Origin of the sequence: Agrobacterium sp. ES01 (assembly GCF_050320885.1) — a bacterium.
Lineage (GTDB): Bacteria > Pseudomonadota > Alphaproteobacteria > Rhizobiales > Rhizobiaceae > Allorhizobium.
Map to the genome: position 1 here is coordinate 1,222,994 of NZ_JBNQTH010000001.1, position 15,450 is coordinate 1,238,443.

General features: G+C 56.3%; 17 protein-coding genes. 7 read left to right on the forward strand and 10 right to left on the reverse strand.

Annotation, left to right across the window (positions count from 1 at the left end; all coding sequences use genetic code 11):
* Window positions 1-3 precede the first annotated feature (3 nt).
* The 3 genes from ACQQ2Q_RS06000 to ACQQ2Q_RS06010 all read left to right on the forward strand — a co-directional run bounded on the left by ACQQ2Q_RS06000 (window position 4) and on the right by ACQQ2Q_RS06010 (window position 2,258).
* Window positions 4-387 carry a DUF805 domain-containing protein gene (locus ACQQ2Q_RS06000; protein ID WP_428186105.1) on the forward strand — a complete coding sequence of 128 codons (384 nt, stop codon included), beginning with the start codon at window positions 4-6 and terminating at the stop codon, window positions 385-387.
* A gap of 94 nt (window positions 388-481) precedes the next feature.
* The gene (gene dapE, locus ACQQ2Q_RS06005) at window positions 482-1,675 is read left to right on the forward strand and encodes a succinyl-diaminopimelate desuccinylase (protein ID WP_428186106.1); all 1,194 of its coding nucleotides are present in this window, start codon (window positions 482-484) and stop codon (window positions 1,673-1,675) included.
* On the forward strand, window positions 1,662-2,258 hold the full coding sequence (locus ACQQ2Q_RS06010) for a hypothetical protein (protein ID WP_428186107.1): 597 nt from the start codon (window positions 1,662-1,664) through the stop codon (window positions 2,256-2,258). The genes dapE and ACQQ2Q_RS06010 overlap by 14 nt, the downstream gene beginning before the upstream one ends.
* 2 nt (window positions 2,259-2,260) lie before the next feature.
* Here the strand turns inward: ACQQ2Q_RS06010 and arsC are convergent, their stop codons facing one another.
* From arsC to ACQQ2Q_RS06035, 5 genes are all read right to left on the reverse strand, one after another.
* Window positions 2,261-2,665 (reverse strand): arsenate reductase (glutaredoxin), encoded by a 405-nt coding sequence (arsC, locus tag ACQQ2Q_RS06015; protein WP_428186108.1) that lies wholly within the window; start codon window positions 2,663-2,665, stop codon window positions 2,261-2,263.
* Window positions 2,666-2,757: 92 nt separating this feature from the next.
* Window positions 2,758-3,513: a tRNA pseudouridine(38-40) synthase TruA gene (gene truA, locus ACQQ2Q_RS06020; RefSeq protein WP_428186109.1), complete on the reverse strand. Its 756-nt coding sequence runs from the start codon at window positions 3,511-3,513 to the stop codon at window positions 2,758-2,760.
* Window positions 3,513-4,448 (reverse strand): methionyl-tRNA formyltransferase, encoded by a 936-nt coding sequence (gene fmt / locus ACQQ2Q_RS06025; protein ID WP_428186110.1) that lies wholly within the window; start codon window positions 4,446-4,448, stop codon window positions 3,513-3,515. The genes truA and fmt overlap by 1 nt, the downstream gene beginning before the upstream one ends.
* 68 nt (window positions 4,449-4,516) lie before the next feature.
* Window positions 4,517-5,032: a peptide deformylase gene (def, locus tag ACQQ2Q_RS06030; RefSeq protein WP_428186111.1), complete on the reverse strand. Its 516-nt coding sequence runs from the start codon at window positions 5,030-5,032 to the stop codon at window positions 4,517-4,519.
* 85 nt (window positions 5,033-5,117) lie between these two features.
* Window positions 5,118-6,623 (reverse strand): methyl-accepting chemotaxis protein, encoded by a 1,506-nt coding sequence (locus tag ACQQ2Q_RS06035; RefSeq protein ID WP_428186112.1) that lies wholly within the window; start codon window positions 6,621-6,623, stop codon window positions 5,118-5,120.
* Window positions 6,624-6,854: 231 nt separating this feature from the next.
* On the opposite strand from ACQQ2Q_RS06035, the gene ACQQ2Q_RS06040 reads away from it, so the two are divergent.
* The gene (locus ACQQ2Q_RS06040; protein ID WP_428186113.1) at window positions 6,855-8,099 is read left to right on the forward strand and encodes a DNA recombination protein RmuC; all 1,245 of its coding nucleotides are present in this window, start codon (window positions 6,855-6,857) and stop codon (window positions 8,097-8,099) included.
* 45 nt (window positions 8,100-8,144) lie between these two features.
* Window positions 8,145-9,044: a ribokinase gene (locus ACQQ2Q_RS06045; RefSeq protein ID WP_428186114.1), complete on the forward strand. Its 900-nt coding sequence runs from the start codon at window positions 8,145-8,147 to the stop codon at window positions 9,042-9,044.
* A 64-nt stretch (window positions 9,045-9,108) separates the two neighbouring features.
* On the opposite strand, the gene ACQQ2Q_RS06050 is transcribed toward ACQQ2Q_RS06045, so the two are convergent.
* On the reverse strand, window positions 9,109-10,053 hold the full coding sequence (locus tag ACQQ2Q_RS06050) for a nucleoside hydrolase (protein ID WP_428186115.1): 945 nt from the start codon (window positions 10,051-10,053) through the stop codon (window positions 9,109-9,111).
* A gap of 156 nt (window positions 10,054-10,209) precedes the next feature.
* On the opposite strand from ACQQ2Q_RS06050, the gene ACQQ2Q_RS06055 reads away from it, so the two are divergent.
* Window positions 10,210-10,638, forward strand: coding sequence for an Hsp20 family protein (locus ACQQ2Q_RS06055; RefSeq protein ID WP_428186116.1), 429 nt, complete (start codon window positions 10,210-10,212; stop codon window positions 10,636-10,638).
* Between the two features lie 48 nt (window positions 10,639-10,686).
* Window positions 10,687-10,944, forward strand: a complete 258-nt coding sequence (locus ACQQ2Q_RS06060; protein WP_428186117.1) for a DUF1150 family protein — start codon at window positions 10,687-10,689, stop codon at window positions 10,942-10,944.
* Between the two features lie 117 nt (window positions 10,945-11,061).
* Here the strand turns inward: ACQQ2Q_RS06060 and trmB are convergent, their stop codons facing one another.
* The 4 genes from trmB to lnt form a co-directional block, all read right to left on the reverse strand.
* Window positions 11,062-11,778, reverse strand: coding sequence for a tRNA (guanine(46)-N(7))-methyltransferase TrmB (gene trmB / locus ACQQ2Q_RS06065; protein ID WP_428186118.1), 717 nt, complete (start codon window positions 11,776-11,778; stop codon window positions 11,062-11,064).
* The gene (gene metK, locus ACQQ2Q_RS06070; protein WP_428186119.1) at window positions 11,775-13,013 is read right to left on the reverse strand and encodes a methionine adenosyltransferase; all 1,239 of its coding nucleotides are present in this window, start codon (window positions 13,011-13,013) and stop codon (window positions 11,775-11,777) included. The genes trmB and metK overlap by 4 nt, the downstream gene beginning before the upstream one ends.
* A 166-nt stretch (window positions 13,014-13,179) precedes the next feature.
* Complete coding sequence (locus ACQQ2Q_RS06075) at window positions 13,180-13,599, reverse strand: helix-turn-helix domain-containing protein (protein ID WP_428186120.1); 420 nt, start codon at window positions 13,597-13,599, stop codon at window positions 13,180-13,182.
* A 147-nt stretch (window positions 13,600-13,746) separates the two neighbouring features.
* A complete protein-coding gene (lnt, locus tag ACQQ2Q_RS06080; RefSeq protein WP_428186121.1) occupies window positions 13,747-15,342 on the reverse strand; it encodes an apolipoprotein N-acyltransferase in 1,596 nt (531 codons plus the stop codon).
* Between the last annotated feature and the right edge of the window lie 108 nt (window positions 15,343-15,450).

Here is a 15,450-nt window from a genome sequence, read left to right on the forward strand (position 1 = left end):
TCCGTGCAGGCGCCGGCGCGACGGGCCACGACGAAATGGCTGTTCTTCAGCCGGTCGGGCCGCGCCGGTCGCCAAGCATTCACTCTTGGTGTGCTGTTCTGGATGGCCGTGAATTCCTTCGCGTTCAGCAAGCTTGCCCTTGACCACGAAGACGACGAGATGCTGCCGCTTTTGGCGCTTGTCGTCTTCGCCACACTCTGCCTCTCCGTGTTTTCGACAGTGATGCTGACGATCAAGCGGCTCCATGACATCGGGCTGTCCGGCATATTTGCCTGCCTTATCTTCGTTCCGGTCATTTCATTCGTCATGCTGATAGCTCTGTGCCTGTGGCCGTCAACGCCACAAGCCAACGGCTTCGGTTCTGCGACGGATTGGCCGGCGACCTGATCGTACAAGGGTCGATGGTGACAGACGACATTGGATCGGCTAGACCTTAGCCCGCCCCTAGACTTCCCTCCTTCTTTGCAAATTCGCGATTGCCATGACTGTCGAAAACCCGACCGAAAACCTACAGACGCTGATCCGCTGCCCATCCGTAACACCTGCCGAAGGTGGGGCACTGGATGCGCTTCAAGCCATGCTGGAGCCACTTGGCTTTACTGTCTCGCGCATGACGGCGAGTTCGCCTGGCACCCCGGATATCGAGAACCTTTATGCGCGGATTGGCACGGAAGGTCCGCATCTGATGTTTGCGGGACATACCGATGTCGTGCCGGTGGGAACCGAAAGCGACTGGAACCATCCCCCGTTCTCGGCCGAGATCGTCGACGGCATGCTTTATGGTCGTGGAGCCGTGGACATGAAGGGCGGAATTGCCTGCTTCGTGGCTGCGATCGCGCGAAGCATTGAGGAAAATGGCCCGCCCAAGGGCTCTATCTCGCTTCTGATTACGGGCGATGAAGAAGGTCCTGCCGTCAACGGTACAATAAAGCTGCTGGAATGGGCCGCCGCGAAAGGCGAGCGCTGGGATGCCTGCCTGGTTGGCGAGCCGACCAATCCTGACAAGCTGGGCGATATGGTGAAGATCGGCCGGCGCGGCTCGCTATCGGCGGAAGTTACAGTTTTTGGCACGCAAGGACATGCGGCCTATCCGCACCTCGCCGACAATCCGGTACGGTCCATTGTTCGAATGGCGGATGCTTTGATGCACCCCGTCTTTGATCATGGTACCGACAACTTTCAGCCATCCAATCTTGAAGTCACGTCGATCGATGTCGACAACAGCGCCACCAATGTCATTCCGGCCAAAGCGACGGGACGCTTCAACATTCGCTTCAATGACACCTGGACTGCAGACAGCCTGAAGGCCGAGATCGAACGCCGGCTGGACGAAGCATCGAAGGATCCAACCTTGCGACCCGGGCGAGATCCGGCACGCTATGAAATTATATGGGCGGAACGACCGAGCCATGTCTTCCTGACACAAGACGACACGCTGGTGGCGTCCATATCGGATGCGATCGAGACGGTGACGCAGAAGCGGCCTCAGCTTTCGACGACCGGAGGCACATCTGATGCCCGCTTCATCAAGGATTATTGCCCGGTGGTTGAGTTCGGCCTTGTCGGCCAAACCATGCACATGGTCGATGAGAGAGTGGCGGTCGCGGATCTGGAAACGCTGACGCGCATCTACAAAACCTTTATCGAACAATGGTTCGAGCATGCCAGGACTTGAAGAGTTCAAGAGCTATATCCAGGGACTATGGCTGCTGGTGCGCCAAAATCCAGCTGGCTTTCGCCATCTCGACCTGAGTGAGCGTGGCAGTCTTCGCTCCTTCTGGGCGATGGGCTATGCCGCGCCTGCGATCTTTTTGTCCTGGATGTGGTGGCGAAGTGCCTATCTCGCCGCCATGCCAGCCGAAGCCAGGGCTGGTGGCCTCTTCTTTTTCCGTCTGGCTCTGATCGAGGCGATTAACTGGGTCGTGCCTCTTGTTCTGGTCGGAATTCTGGCCTGGTTGCTGGGGATGGGCTCGAAATTTTCGAGCGTGGTCGTCGCCATCAACTGGCTGGCAGTGCCGCTATCATACGGCTATGGCGCACTGATCTTGCTGACAATGCTTATGCCCGGTTTGTCGGGCCTGGTGGCGTTGCTCTGGTTCATGCTTCTGCTGCTCGTGATCACCGCCTATTTCCGGGTGCTGAGAATGATCTGCGACGGCCATACGCTGACAGCCGCTGCCTTCACCATGCTGCTACTGGTGCCGACCATTCTCTTTTCAGACATGCTGGAACGTTTTTTGAGCGTCTCACCGGGCTGAATTCAGGACGCCTTGACGACTTCGCCGTCTTCCTTCGTGAATGCACCAATATCTGCGTTCGGCAGTATTTCCAGAACCAGTTCGGACGGGCGGCAAAGGCGCGTTCCCTTTTGCGTTTCAACAATCGGCCTGTTGATCAGGATTGGATGCGCCATCATCGCGTCGATCAGGCTCTCATCCGACAGTGATTTGTCAACGAGGCCAAGCTCATCATAGGGCGTTCCCTTCTGTCGCAAGAGGTCACGCGGCGTCGCGCCCATCGCTGCAATCAGCGAGATCAGCTTTTCGCGGTTTGGAGGTGTCTTCAGATACTCGATAATGACTGGCTCTTCGCCAGCTTGCCGGATCATCGCCAAAGTGTTTCGCGAGGTGCCACAATCAGGGTTGTGATAGATGGTGATCGTCACGGCGCGCTCCTTGCCAACACTTCGTTAATTCCAGAACTATTGATATTAACTCACAACGCATTTGGCAAGGCAGAGCCCTGCCCTTCCGACGGTCATGGATCGCCTGGATAGTCGACCTTCATGAAGTACAGGCCTGTGGGTGGCGCAACCGGACCGCAGGCCTTTCGATCGCGTGCCTCGAGGGCAGCCCGGACATCGCCCACGGACATTTTTCCCTCGCCCGCGAGTTTCAATGTGCCGGCGAAGGAGCGGATCTGATTGTGCAGAAAGCTCTGAGCCGATGCACGGATCTCGATCAGTTCGCCATTGCGAGCAACATCAAGCCGATCCAGCGTGCGAACGGGGCTTTGGGCCTGGCAGTGCACGGAGCGGAAGGTGGTAAAATCGTGATGCCCGACGAGTTGCTGTGCCGCTGCATGCATCGCGTCGTGATCGAGATCCTTCTTCACCCACCAGGCCCGCTTTGCCTCGAGGGCCAAGCGCGACGGGCGGTTGACGATGCGGTAGAGATAGTGCCGTTTGAGCGCTGAAAATCGGGCATCGAAACCATCTGCGACGGCCATCACATCCAGAACAGACACAGAATCTCCGGCTGTTGCCAGATGAGCGTTCAATGCATTGCGCAATTTGTGCGGCTGCCAGTCTCGGGTCAAATCCACATGGGCAACCTGTCCAACCGCGTGGACGCCGGAATCGGTACGACCTGCACCCCTCACAGAGACGGTTTCTCCCGTCAGGGAAAGAACCGCTGCCTCCAGAGCGCCTTGCGCGGAACGACCATTGTCCTGCCGTTGCCAACCGACATAGGGCGTACCGTCATATTCGACCGTCATACGGAAGCGTGGCATCAGGAGAGCCTCGTGCCAGCCGGAATGGCTGTCCCGCGCAGGAAATCCTCAGCGATCAGCGGCTTGCCGCCAGCCTTTTGCAGGCGCGTCAGCCGGACAGCGCCGCGCGCGCAAGCGACGGTCAGGGTATCGTCCAGCACGTCGCCTGGTCTTCCCTCCCCTTTTGCAAGAGACGTAGCCAGAACCTTCACGCGCTCGGGCTTGCCGTTGATCTGCAACTCGAACCAGGCACCTGGAAACGGCGCTAGGCCGCGAATGTGATTGTGTACGTCGGTTGACGGACGGTCAAAATCGATACGGGTTTCCGCCTTGTCGATCTTTGAGGCATAGACGACACCATCTTCCGGCTGAGCCGTCAGCTCTAGATCGCCGGCCTCCAGCAATGCCATGGCATCCACCATGGCCTTGGCACCAATGTCACTCAATTCATCGTGCAATTCGCCTGCGGTCATATCCGCGCCGATCGTCACTTTACGGACGAGCGCTACGGGGCCGGTGTCGAGGCCCTTCTCCATCTGCATGATATTCATGCCGGTCTGCGGATCACCCGCCATGATGGCGCGCTGAATGGGGGCCGCTCCGCGCCAACGCGGCAGAAGTGAAGCGTGACCGTTGTAGCAACCGAGACGTGGCGCGTTGAGCACCTCCTCTGGCAATAGCAGTCCGTAGGCAACGACGACGGCAACATCTGCGTTATGGCTGCTGAAAATCTGGCGGTCTTCATCACTCTTGAAATTAAGCGGCGTGAATACCTCGATACCAAGCTCTTCAGCTGCCTGATGGACTGGAGATTTCTTGAGGTCGAGGCCACGGCGTCCGCCCGGGCGCGGTGGCTGCGAATAGATAGCGACAACCTCATGGCCGGCATCTGCCAGCGCTCTCAGTGTCGGAACCGAAAAATCAGGGGTCCCCATGAAGATGATGCGCAAAGCCATGTGCGTTCCGTCGCTTCTACAATCGGATCGAGAGGGGAAATCCTGCCCCTGACAGTCTGACGATCGGTTCAGATCGCCCGTGTTTTGGCGGATTTCGTGAACCTCTTGATCACCATTTCCCGCTTCAACCGCGAAATGTGATCAATGAAAAGTACACCATTCAGGTGATCGATTTCGTGCTGCAGGCAGGTCGCGAGCAATCCGTCGGCCTCGGTCATCTGTTCGCGCCCATCCCTATCGAGCGACTTGACCGTCACGGCAGCCGGACGCTCCACTTCCGCATAATAATCCGGAATGGAGAGGCAACCCTCTTCATAGGTCGAGCGCTCATCCGAGGACGTGATAATCTCGGGATTGATGAAGACCAGCGGCTGGCGGTCTTCATCTTCCTTGCTGATATCGATGACCAGAAGACGGCGAGCTACACCGATCTGGATCGCCGCAAGGCCTATACCTGGCGCCTCGTACATGGTGTCGAGCATGTCGTCGGCCAGTTTATGAAGGTCGGAATCGAACCTCTCCACCGGCTGAGAGCTCTGGCGGAGAATGGGATCGGGCAGGATGATAAGAGGCTTGATCGTCATAGTTTTCCCATAACGCATCTTTCCGGGGGAAGGAAAGAGAAAACACCGAAGCGGCACGAACCACTCCGGTGCTGAATAACCCCAATCAGGCAGCGTGGCGCTGCACTGTCGACGCGGACGCGTTTGAACTTTTCTCAGAGCCAGTACGCAGATTGCCGAGAAGTGCGACCAAACCAGCCACCTCATTGCGCAGGCGGCGGGTTTCCTCCGAGGTCTGCTCGACCATCGCCGAATTCTTGTGCGTGAGCGTATCGATGGTGCGCGTTGCCTCGTTGACATCACTTAGCGCCGTCGACTGATCCTTGGCGGCAGTCGCTATCTCGGAGACAATCGTATTGACCGAATTGATTCGCTCGATGATATCCGAAAGGGCGGCGCCCGTTTCACTAACAAGGCCGACGCCTTCATTCACCTGGTTCGAACTCTGGGTGATGAGGCCCTTGATTTCCTTGGCCGCGTCGGCGCTTCGTTGCGCAAGATGGCGGACTTCCTGCGCCACAACCGCGAAGCCCTTGCCGGCATCGCCGGCACGCGCCGCTTCCACCCCTGCATTCAGGGCCAGAAGATTGGTTTGGAAGGCGATTTCATCGATCACGCCGATGATCTTGGAGATCTCGCTCGAAGACTTTTCAATCTCCGCCATTGCAGACACCGCCTTGGTGACAACCTCCCCGGATGAGCGCGCACGGTTTTGAGTATCGCTCACTGTGGTTGAAGCCCGCTCCGCATTGGACGCCGTCTGGCTGACGCTGACCGCAAGCTGCTGAAGAGCAGTTGAACTCTCTTGCAAGCCGGAGGCCTGTGCCGATGTGCGCTGCGCCAGTTCATCGGCAGCACCCGAAATCGCCTCGGTACCGTCGAGGATTTCTTCCGACGAGTTCCGAATGGCGGCAAAGAATTTGTTCAGGCCTTCAACCGTGCGATTGTAATCGTCGCCCATTTGCTGGAAATTCCCGGGCATGTTGGCCGGCATCTTGGCTTCAAAATCACCGCGGGCCAGCGCCTCCAGTCCCCGGCGCAGGTGTTCCATAGCGACCTTCTGGTCTTCCTCCACGCGAGCACGCTCTTCCTCGAGTTTCAGACGCTGCTCATCGAGCGCATCGATATAGACCGAGATTGCATAATCCATGTCGAGCATGGCGGCCTTGACCACGACGCTGAGTTTGTCGCTGAGCGATGCGGCATATTGCTTGCCGAAGGGGAAAGGCCAGTGTTTCTTTAAAACACCTTCGATCAGCCTGCTCATCAACAGAGAATAACCGCCGATATACCACTTTGGCTCAAGGCCGATGCGGGCATGTGTGCGGCCAATTGCCGTCACACCATCAACAAATTCCTTGTCGAATGTCCCGCGCGCAAGTTTGCTCCAATGACCGACCTGGGCCTTTTTGGCGCCGGCCATGTGGCTCTTGTCACGGAAGAAATGAGCAAGCTTGGGGTGGACTGCAATCTTGGCGTAGAATTCGTCCAAGGCCGGTCCCATGACCTCGTCCAGCGTTGGGCGAAGTTCAGCTAGGCGCTTCGAGCTCTCCCGATCCAAATTCATAAATGCGAGACGTTCCGCGAGGGCGCTATCGATATCTTTAGACATGAAGAAACTTCTCTGAGGCAATGGGAGAATGCGGCACGGTTAATTGCCACGGCAGAATTCAGTAAATCCCTCAAAAGCCTGAACGATGCGTAAACGGCGTCAAAATTCCGGCTGGACTGCAGGCGGTCCGGCGGGCCGGTCGTCAATTCGTTGCTGACTTAGAAGCATTGAACCAATTTTTGTTCTTGTTTTGATCTATTCTCTTTGTCAAAATCTGATAGGCTTTGCGACATGAACCAGATTTCCTTCCATTCTGAACAACCGGTACTCCTCATCGGAGATTTATCTCTTTCAGCCGGAGCTTTTGCGTTAGTTGCAATCTGCCTGCTGATCGCAGTGACCGTCATCGCAGTGCTGATCGGCCGCCGGAGCACCGCATCACGGGCGCGGGCGGTGGAAGAGGCTGCGGCCACCCGGGATTTCATTGCTGAGAAACGTATGGCCGAACTGTTCAGGCTGCAGTCGGAAATGCAGGGCCGAATTGCAGCGATGACCGATGTTTTCAGCAATCGTCAGGCCGAATTCAACCAATCCATGAACGAACGTCTTGATGGAATGTCCCATCGACTGGGATCGTCGATTGCCGAACAGACGAAATCTACCCATGAAAACCTGAGAAGCCTGCAAGAACGGCTGACCTCCATCGATATGGCGCAGAACAATATCCAGGCACTGGCAAAGGACGTTGTCAGCCTTCAGGCGATCCTGTCCAACAAACAAACCCGCGGCGCTTTTGGCCAATCGCGCATGGAAACGATTGTTGCCGATGGCTTGCCCATCGGCGCTTATGAATTCCAGACAACGCTATCCAACAGCTCACGGCCCGACTGTACGATCCGTATGCCGAACGATGCCCCGCCCTTGGTGGTCGATGCCAAATTTCCGCTGGAGGCCTGGAATGCCATTCGCGATACGGAATCGCCGGAGGGCAAGAAGACAGCCAGCCAGCAGTTCAAGCGCGACCTTGAGGTGCACATCAAAGATATTTCCGAAAAATATCTGATTGCAGGCGAGACCCAGGAAATGGCCTTCATGTTCGTGCCATCGGAGTCGATTTTCGCCGAGATCCACGAGAATTTTGAAAGCGTGGTGCAGAAGGCGCATCGTTCACGCGTCGTGATCGTATCCCCATCGCTTCTGATGTTGTCGATCCAGGTTATCCAGGCTGTCCTCAAAGACCAGCGCATGCGCGAACAGGCACATGTCATCCAAGGCGAAGTCGTCAGCCTGATGGACGATCTGTCACGGCTGGATGACAGAACACGAAAGCTGCAAAGCCATTTTCTCTCGGCACAGAAAGATGTGGAGATGATCGTGACATCGTCGGACAAAATTGCAAAACGCGGAGCGAAGATCGAGGCGCTGGAATTCGAACATACGGGTGGCACTGCCACAGCCCAGCCGCACAGCCCTTCGTCCGCAGCCGTTGAAAGCAGAACTGGGTTGCTGAAGCTCAGGGTGGTTGACGAAGATTAGTCTGAGCGGCACAAAGCGCGCTTATCGTCACGAGGACCAATCAACATGATCACCGTTTTTGGCTCCATCAATATGGACCTTGTCGCCACAACTGAACGTCTGCCGAAACCTGGTGAGACCGTGGCCGGCAACAGTTTTGCCACGGCAGCCGGGGGCAAAGGTGCAAATCAGGCACTGGCGGCGACCCGTGCCGGCGCTACGGTTAAGATGGTTGGCGCCGTCGGCAAGGATGAGTTCGCAGAGCCGGCTCTGGCAGAACTGCTGGATGCTGGAACCGATCTTACCAGTATTGCACGAGCCGACACGGCCACCGGAACCGCGTTGATCCTTGTTGGCGGCGATGGCGAGAACATGATTGCCGTCGTTGCCGGAGCAAATGGCACATTGACAGAAGACGATGCCGTAAAGCTGGTCTCATCCATGGCCCCAAGTGACACGCTGATGCTGCAACTGGAAATCCCTGTACCAGCCGTCAAAAAAGCCTTGTCGTTGGCACGAGGACGGGGTGTGACGACGGTGATCAATATTGCGCCCTTGATCGACGAAGCCGCTGAGCTCGGTCGTATGGCCGATATCGTGATTGCCAACGAAACAGAGTTCGAAAGACTGGCCGGTCAGGAAGGCATGAATGCGGACGAACGCAAACAGGCACTGATGCGGATTCATAGCGAGACCGGGCAAACGGTGATTGTGACCCTGGGTGCAGAGGGCGTGATCGCCGCACGGGATGGATCCCTGCACGAGACCAAAGGGCTGAAGATCAATCCCATCGATACGGTTGGCGCTGGCGACACCTTCTGCGGGTACTTTGCCGCTGGTCTCGATCAGGGTCTCGACTTCGGCACAGCTCTGCGTCGTGCAGCCGTGGCAGGTTCCCTCGCCTGCCTCAGCCAAGGCGCCCAGCCATCAATTCCATTGGCTGCGGAGGTTAACCGGAATCTTTGACGTTTGAAGACCGCGGCGGATCGCCTGCGGCCTTCTCCAACTTCTCCGTCAATCCATGGGTGCCTTAGAACCGTGCGACGCGTTCAATCAAAAGGTCAAAGAAGCCATCGGCGTCCACATGGCGCATGACTGTGGCGTTGGGCTTGCGCCCCGATACGCGCCACCAGTCGACGACCGTCATGCCGACCGTCAGCTCTGACTGCGTTTCGATTTCGACATTGCACTCTCGCCCCTGGAAGAGCTCCGGCTTCAGAAGATAGGCGATAACGGACGGATCATGCAGCGGGCCACCGTCGGAACCGTATTTTTCCTCGTCGAAGCGTTCGAAGAACTGAAGCCATCCCACCATCACATCGGACTGACGGGTTCCTAGCTCTGCGATGCGGGCGACACGCGCCTTGGTGGTCAATAGCTGATGCGTAACGTCGAGCGGCATCATAACAATCGGAACGCCGGAGCGGAATACAATCTCTGCCGCATGCGGGTCGACATAGATATTAAATTCTGCGGCCGGGGTGATATTGCCGCCCTCGAAAAAGCCACCCCCCATCATGACCAGTTCGCGAATTTTCGGCGCGATGTCGGGCGCTTTTACAAGCGCTGTCGCGATATTTGTCAGGGCGCCCAAAGTGCAGACCGTGACCTCGCCATCAGCTTCCCGACGGATGGTCTCTATTATGAAGTCGACAGCATGCTGGGACTGGACTGGCATCGTCGGCTCAGGCAGATCGGCACCATCCAGTCCGGTCTTGCCGTGGACATGCTCCGCTGTCACCAGCTTGCGCTGCATCGGCTGGCTTGCGCCTTCGTAAACTGGAATGTCGGAACGACCGAAGAGCTCACACACGACCCGCGCATTGCGGCTTGTCTGCGCAAGCGGCACATTGCCGGCAACGGTGCATACGCCCAGAACCTCCAACTCCTGCGGACTAGCGAAGGCCAGCATCAGTGCTGCTGCATCATCCTGACCTGGGTCGGTGTCGATTATGATTTTCCTGGGCATCATCATTCCAACTATCTGCAAACAAAAAAGCTGTGACTGATGATCATTGCGCCTGGCGAAAGTCAAGCCGCGCCGACTTGCATGGAAAGCAGGCAGGTACCATATGCATTGCGGAATAAGCGAAAGCTGCCGGTAGAGGAACCCGGGCCAAAGGGAGAGTCAATGAGCCGCATAAAATCGCTAACCAGCTCTCTGCTCCTGGGTTTCGAAGTGAGCGAAGCGGTTCTGGCCAAGATTGCCCGGAACAATGACGGCTATCCGCCCTATAACATCGAGCGCGTTCGCAGAACTGGCGCTGACGGGCAGGAGAGACTGAGAATCACCCTGGCCGTTGCGGGATTCGAGGAAAGTGAACTCGAAGTCATGCTGGAGGCCAGCACATTGCTCGTTCGGGGTCGTCAATCCGAGCGCCCGGACGCAGATTATCTTTTCCGCGGAATAGCCGCCCGCCAGTTCCAGCGAAGTTTTATGCTAGCCGATGGCATGGATGTACTCAAAGCCAGTCTTCACAATGGCTTGCTGAAAATTGATCTGATCCGCCCGAACCCGCAGCAAGAGGTGAGAAAAATTAACATTTCGATCCCACAATAGGGTGAACGGCCATGTGCGCCGTTGCTCCCGAAACCGTGGAGGATCGGAATGTTACTGAGAGAAACTACCACTGGGCTGACGCAATCCGAACTGGCGCATCTAGGCTCAGGTGAAATCGGCTATATCCGCAAAATGCGATCTGAAGAAGTTTCGCGCTGCTTCCCCGAAGCGCCGGACATTGATCCAAGCCTTGATCTATGGGCCCTCTTCGGCGCCGATGGTACGCCGATCCTGCTGACGGACAACCGCTCCAGCACTTTCTACAAGGCTGCCGAAGACGAGCTTCGTACGGTTAGCCTGCACTAGCCAATTAGCGGACACAGACCATGCGCCGGTAGAATTTCCGGCGTATGTAAGTCTGCGTTTGAGCGCACGAGTCGATGCACGCAAAAGCGGCCTCGGCTGGCACTCGTTGTGCCCAACTTATACCAGTTTCTTGAATGTCAGATAGGCGGAGCTACGACCTTCGCGCTTAGCCTTGACTTCGTAACGTGTGCTCGGCCAGCCCTCATAGGGCGTCAACCAATCTGCAGACGTGTCCGCCAGCCATTCGAACCCACCGTGATCGCGGCACATTAGCAGCGTCCAGTTGACGTATGTATCGATGTCGGACGCGAAGCAGAACAAACCGTCACGCTTCAGAACACGGTGGAACCGCGTGAGATTGACCTGGCTGACAAACCTGCGTTTCCAGTGTTTGCGCTTAGGCCAGGGATCCGGATAGAGCAGGTCTATATGATCGATGGAATTCGCCGGTAGCCAATCGAGAAGCTGGGTCGCATCGTCGTCATAGACGCGGATATTGCGCAGACCTTTTTCCTCGACACTCGCAAGCAGCTTGGCCATCGAATTGATGAAGGGCTCAACGCCGATGAATCCCGTAGACGTAAGCTCTGAGGCGCGATGAACGAGATGCTCACCGCCGCCAAAACCGATTTCCAGGCGAGTATTTTTGGCCGGAATGGGGAAAAGCTCCTGAAGCTCTTCCGGTGCAGCCGTGCCGAGATCAATCTTGAGCGCAGGGAGGACATGCTCCATGCGATCAACCTGGAGATCGCGCAGGGGCTTGCCCTTGCGCCGACCGTAGAATGCCTCGGTGGCCCGCGAGCGGCGTCCCGACTGGTCGCCCGTCTCGCTCACGCCTTGATCGCTTCTTTCAGCGGCTTGACAAGATCGAGACGTTCCCAGGAGAACGAACCGTCGCGGCCAGCCTTGCGCCCAAAGTGCCCGTAAGCAGCAGTCTTCGCATAAATAGGCTTGTTGAGATTGAGGTGCCGGCGGATACCGGTCGGCGACAGGTCCATGGTGTCACGAACAGCGGCTTCGACCTGTTCTTCCGTCACCTTACCTGTGCCATGCAGGTCAACATAGACCGACAGCGGCTGTGCTACGCCAATGGCGTAGGAAAGCTGGATGGTGCAACGCTCTGCAAGTCCTGCTGCCACAACATTTTTGGCAAGATATCGTGCTGCATAGGCCGCAGAACGGTCGACCTTTGTGGTGTCCTTGCCTGAGAATGCACCGCCGCCGTGCGGTGCCGCGCCCCCATATGTGTCGACGATAATCTTGCGGCCGGTCAAACCAGCATCGCCGTCAGGTCCGCCTATGACAAATTTGCCAGTCGGATTAATGTACCAGTTGCATTCCGCGTCGATCGGCAGTTCGCCGATCGCTTCGCGGATATAGGGTTCGACAACCGCGCGGACTTTCTTCGAATCCCAGGTCTCGTCGAAATGCTGGGTCGAGAGAACGATAGAGGTGACCGCAGCGGGCTTTCCATCAACGTAGCGAACCGTCACCTGGCTCTTGGCATCTGGCCCCAGACGACCGACATCGCCCTCACCCTTACGGCGGGCGTCGGACAAGAGCTGGAGTATCTTGTGTGCGTAATAGATCGGTGCCGGCATGAGGTCCGGCGTTTCGTTGCAGGCGTAACCGAACATGATGCCCTGGTCGCCTGCGCCCTCTTCGCCCTGCTGATCGCTGGCGTTGTCCACGCCCTGCGCAATATCCGCAGACTGCGAATGCAGGAGAACATCGATCTTTGCAGACTTCCAATGGAAGCCGTCCTGCTCGTAGCCAATATCGCGAATTGCTCTGCGCGCTACCGACTTGAAGCGCGACGGATTGATTACCTCTTTGCCATTTTTGTCGGTCTTCATCAGGCTTGGAGGAAGTCGCACTTCACCGGCGATCACAACACGATTGGTGGTTGCAAGCGTTTCGCAGGCAATGCGCACCTTCCAGGGGTCGATGCCCGTTTTCGCTGCTTCGCGGTAGACCAGATCGACGATCTCGTCTGATATACGGTCACAGACCTTATCCGGGTGTCCTTCGGATACGGACTCGCTTGTGAAGAGATAATTGGCGCGCATGCGGGATTCCCTCATAGACGTGATCTGGCCTTTGTTAGTCAGTTCGTCACTGAAAAACAAGCGCACAACGACATAAATATATCTTTATGTCTACAAATTCCATCTTGCAATGCGGCATAAAAAAAGCGGCTGTGACGCCGCTTCTTTTTTAGATGATCTCAAAAGATCACTCGCTATCCGCTTCAGCGGCAAGTGCTTTGACAAGATCGACAAGACGACGTCGAACCTTGGGATCCGCGATTTTTACAAATGCACGGTTCAATTGAAGACCTTCCGAGGAGGACAGAAAGTCTACGACATAGTTGGAGCTTGACGCTTCAGCCATTCCGGCTGCGCCGGACGTATGATCGCCAGGAGCATCTTCAAAGAAGAATGACACTGGGACGTTGAGAATATTGGAAATATTCTGCAGACGGCTTGCGCCGACCCGGTTAGTACCCTTTTCATATTTCTGGATTTGCTGGAAAGTAATTCCGAGGCTTTCACCCAGCTTTTCCTGACTCATACCGAGCATTGTACGACGTAGGCGAATCCGACTTCCGACATGAATATCAATCGGGTTCGGTTTCTTCTTATTTTCGATCATGATTAGACCCTGACAGGTAATTGAAGATTTGCGCCTTCAACCGGGTTCGCTCAAGAGCCAATTGCGAGGCGTTGAAACGCCTACGAAGGACCGAAAGCATACTTACAGTATTTGGCGCCGCCACTATGCAATTTTAGGGGTTTTTGGTCAATTGATCCGTTTTATAAAACTTTTACGCGAAATTGCTGCCAGCAATATAAATGACAAGACGATCAACCAGAAGTTTCTTTTTCTCCCAAAATTGCTTAACTCGTATACATTTAGCAAACTCATCGTTGCATCTACAATTACTTTTTTTGATATTGGCGCACCAACTTTGATGCGTCCATACGCGTCAATGAAGGCAGAAATTCCGCTATTGGCATCCCTTATGACAGGGATCCCGTTTTCGACTGCCCTTAGGCGCGCTTGTTGAAGGTGCTGGTAAGGACCGGGCGTTATGCCAAACCAGGCGTCATTGGTGATGTTGAGGACGGCATTTGCGTGCTGCCAACCCGCCTTCATCTCCTGCGGGAAGATCACTTCGTAGCAGATCAACGGATAGAACTTTAGGCCACTGGGGAGTTCCAGCATCGTGCGGTTTGCAGCAGCGGAGAACCCGCCCGGCAGGCTGATGAGGCTCTCGATACCAATGCGCCTGAGCATACTTTCGAATGGAACATATTCACCGAAAGGTGTGAGGTGCACCTTGTCGGAGGCGCCCAGAATCTGGCCGCCATCGTCGATGACATAGACCGAGTTGTAGTAACGCGGTGCTTGTCCGGCGGCCGCGTCCTCCGACCTTACAGCACCAGCGATGAGGATTTGTCCCTTTTGCAAAACGCCAGCTATGCGACCGAAAGCGTCCGGGTTTTCTGTCAAGATAAAGGGAATGGAAGTCTCAGGCCAGACGACAATCTCGGGTGTAGGCATGCCCTCTTCGGGTGGCAATGCGGTCAAGCGAAGAAGGTCTTCAAAAATCGCATCGCGCGCGGCGTTGTCCATCTTTTCTGCTTGATCGAGATTCGGCTGAACGAGGCGCATTGTCACCTTCTGCACACCCTCCTGCGACGGCTGAGGGCCATAGAGGCGATAGACGCCATAGCCCAGATGCGCACAGGCCAGCAGCGCAGCCAACGTCAAACCTGTGCGCATGCCGCGGCGCGTTGCTATAAGGGCCGGCGCCGAGAAGACAAACACTGCGATTGCCGAAACGCCATAGATGCCGACGAGATGGGCCGATTGCATCATCAGGGGAACGGGCATCGCCCCATAACCGATCGCATTCCATGGAAAGCCGGTTGCGACGAAACCGCGCAGCCATTCGACAACACCAAATCCAGCAGCAAGGGCTGCAAGACGACCCCACCCATCTGACCACAGTATCTTCGCCAAAAATGCAGCCAGCCCGTAAAAGAGCGCAAGAACCGCCGGAAGCCCCAGCACGGCCAGGGGCAAAGCCCAGGCGAATTCGTCAGCCTCGACCAGCAATGCGCCACCAAGCCACCAGAGACCGGCAACGAAATAACCAAACCCGAAGCACCAGCCGATAAAGAAAGAGGTGCCGAAACCACTGAAGCTGCCACCATCCGGACCTCCGGTTGCGCCATCCAGAAGCCAGATCAGAAGCGTGAAGGATACGAAAAGAGCCGCGACAAAGCCGACAGGGGGAAGCGCAAGCGCCGCTACCGCGCCTGCCACAATAGCCAAGACAGCGCGCTTCCAGCCCCATAGTAGCATGACGCTGCCCACCAGCCGAACCATGCCCTCTCCCTTCACGTCAAGGTGCGAATCAATTCAGCCGCAGTCTTTCAAAAAAAGACCACCTTGTCCCGCGAGGCAGAGCCAATTGGGTACGCTTGGCAAAATAAG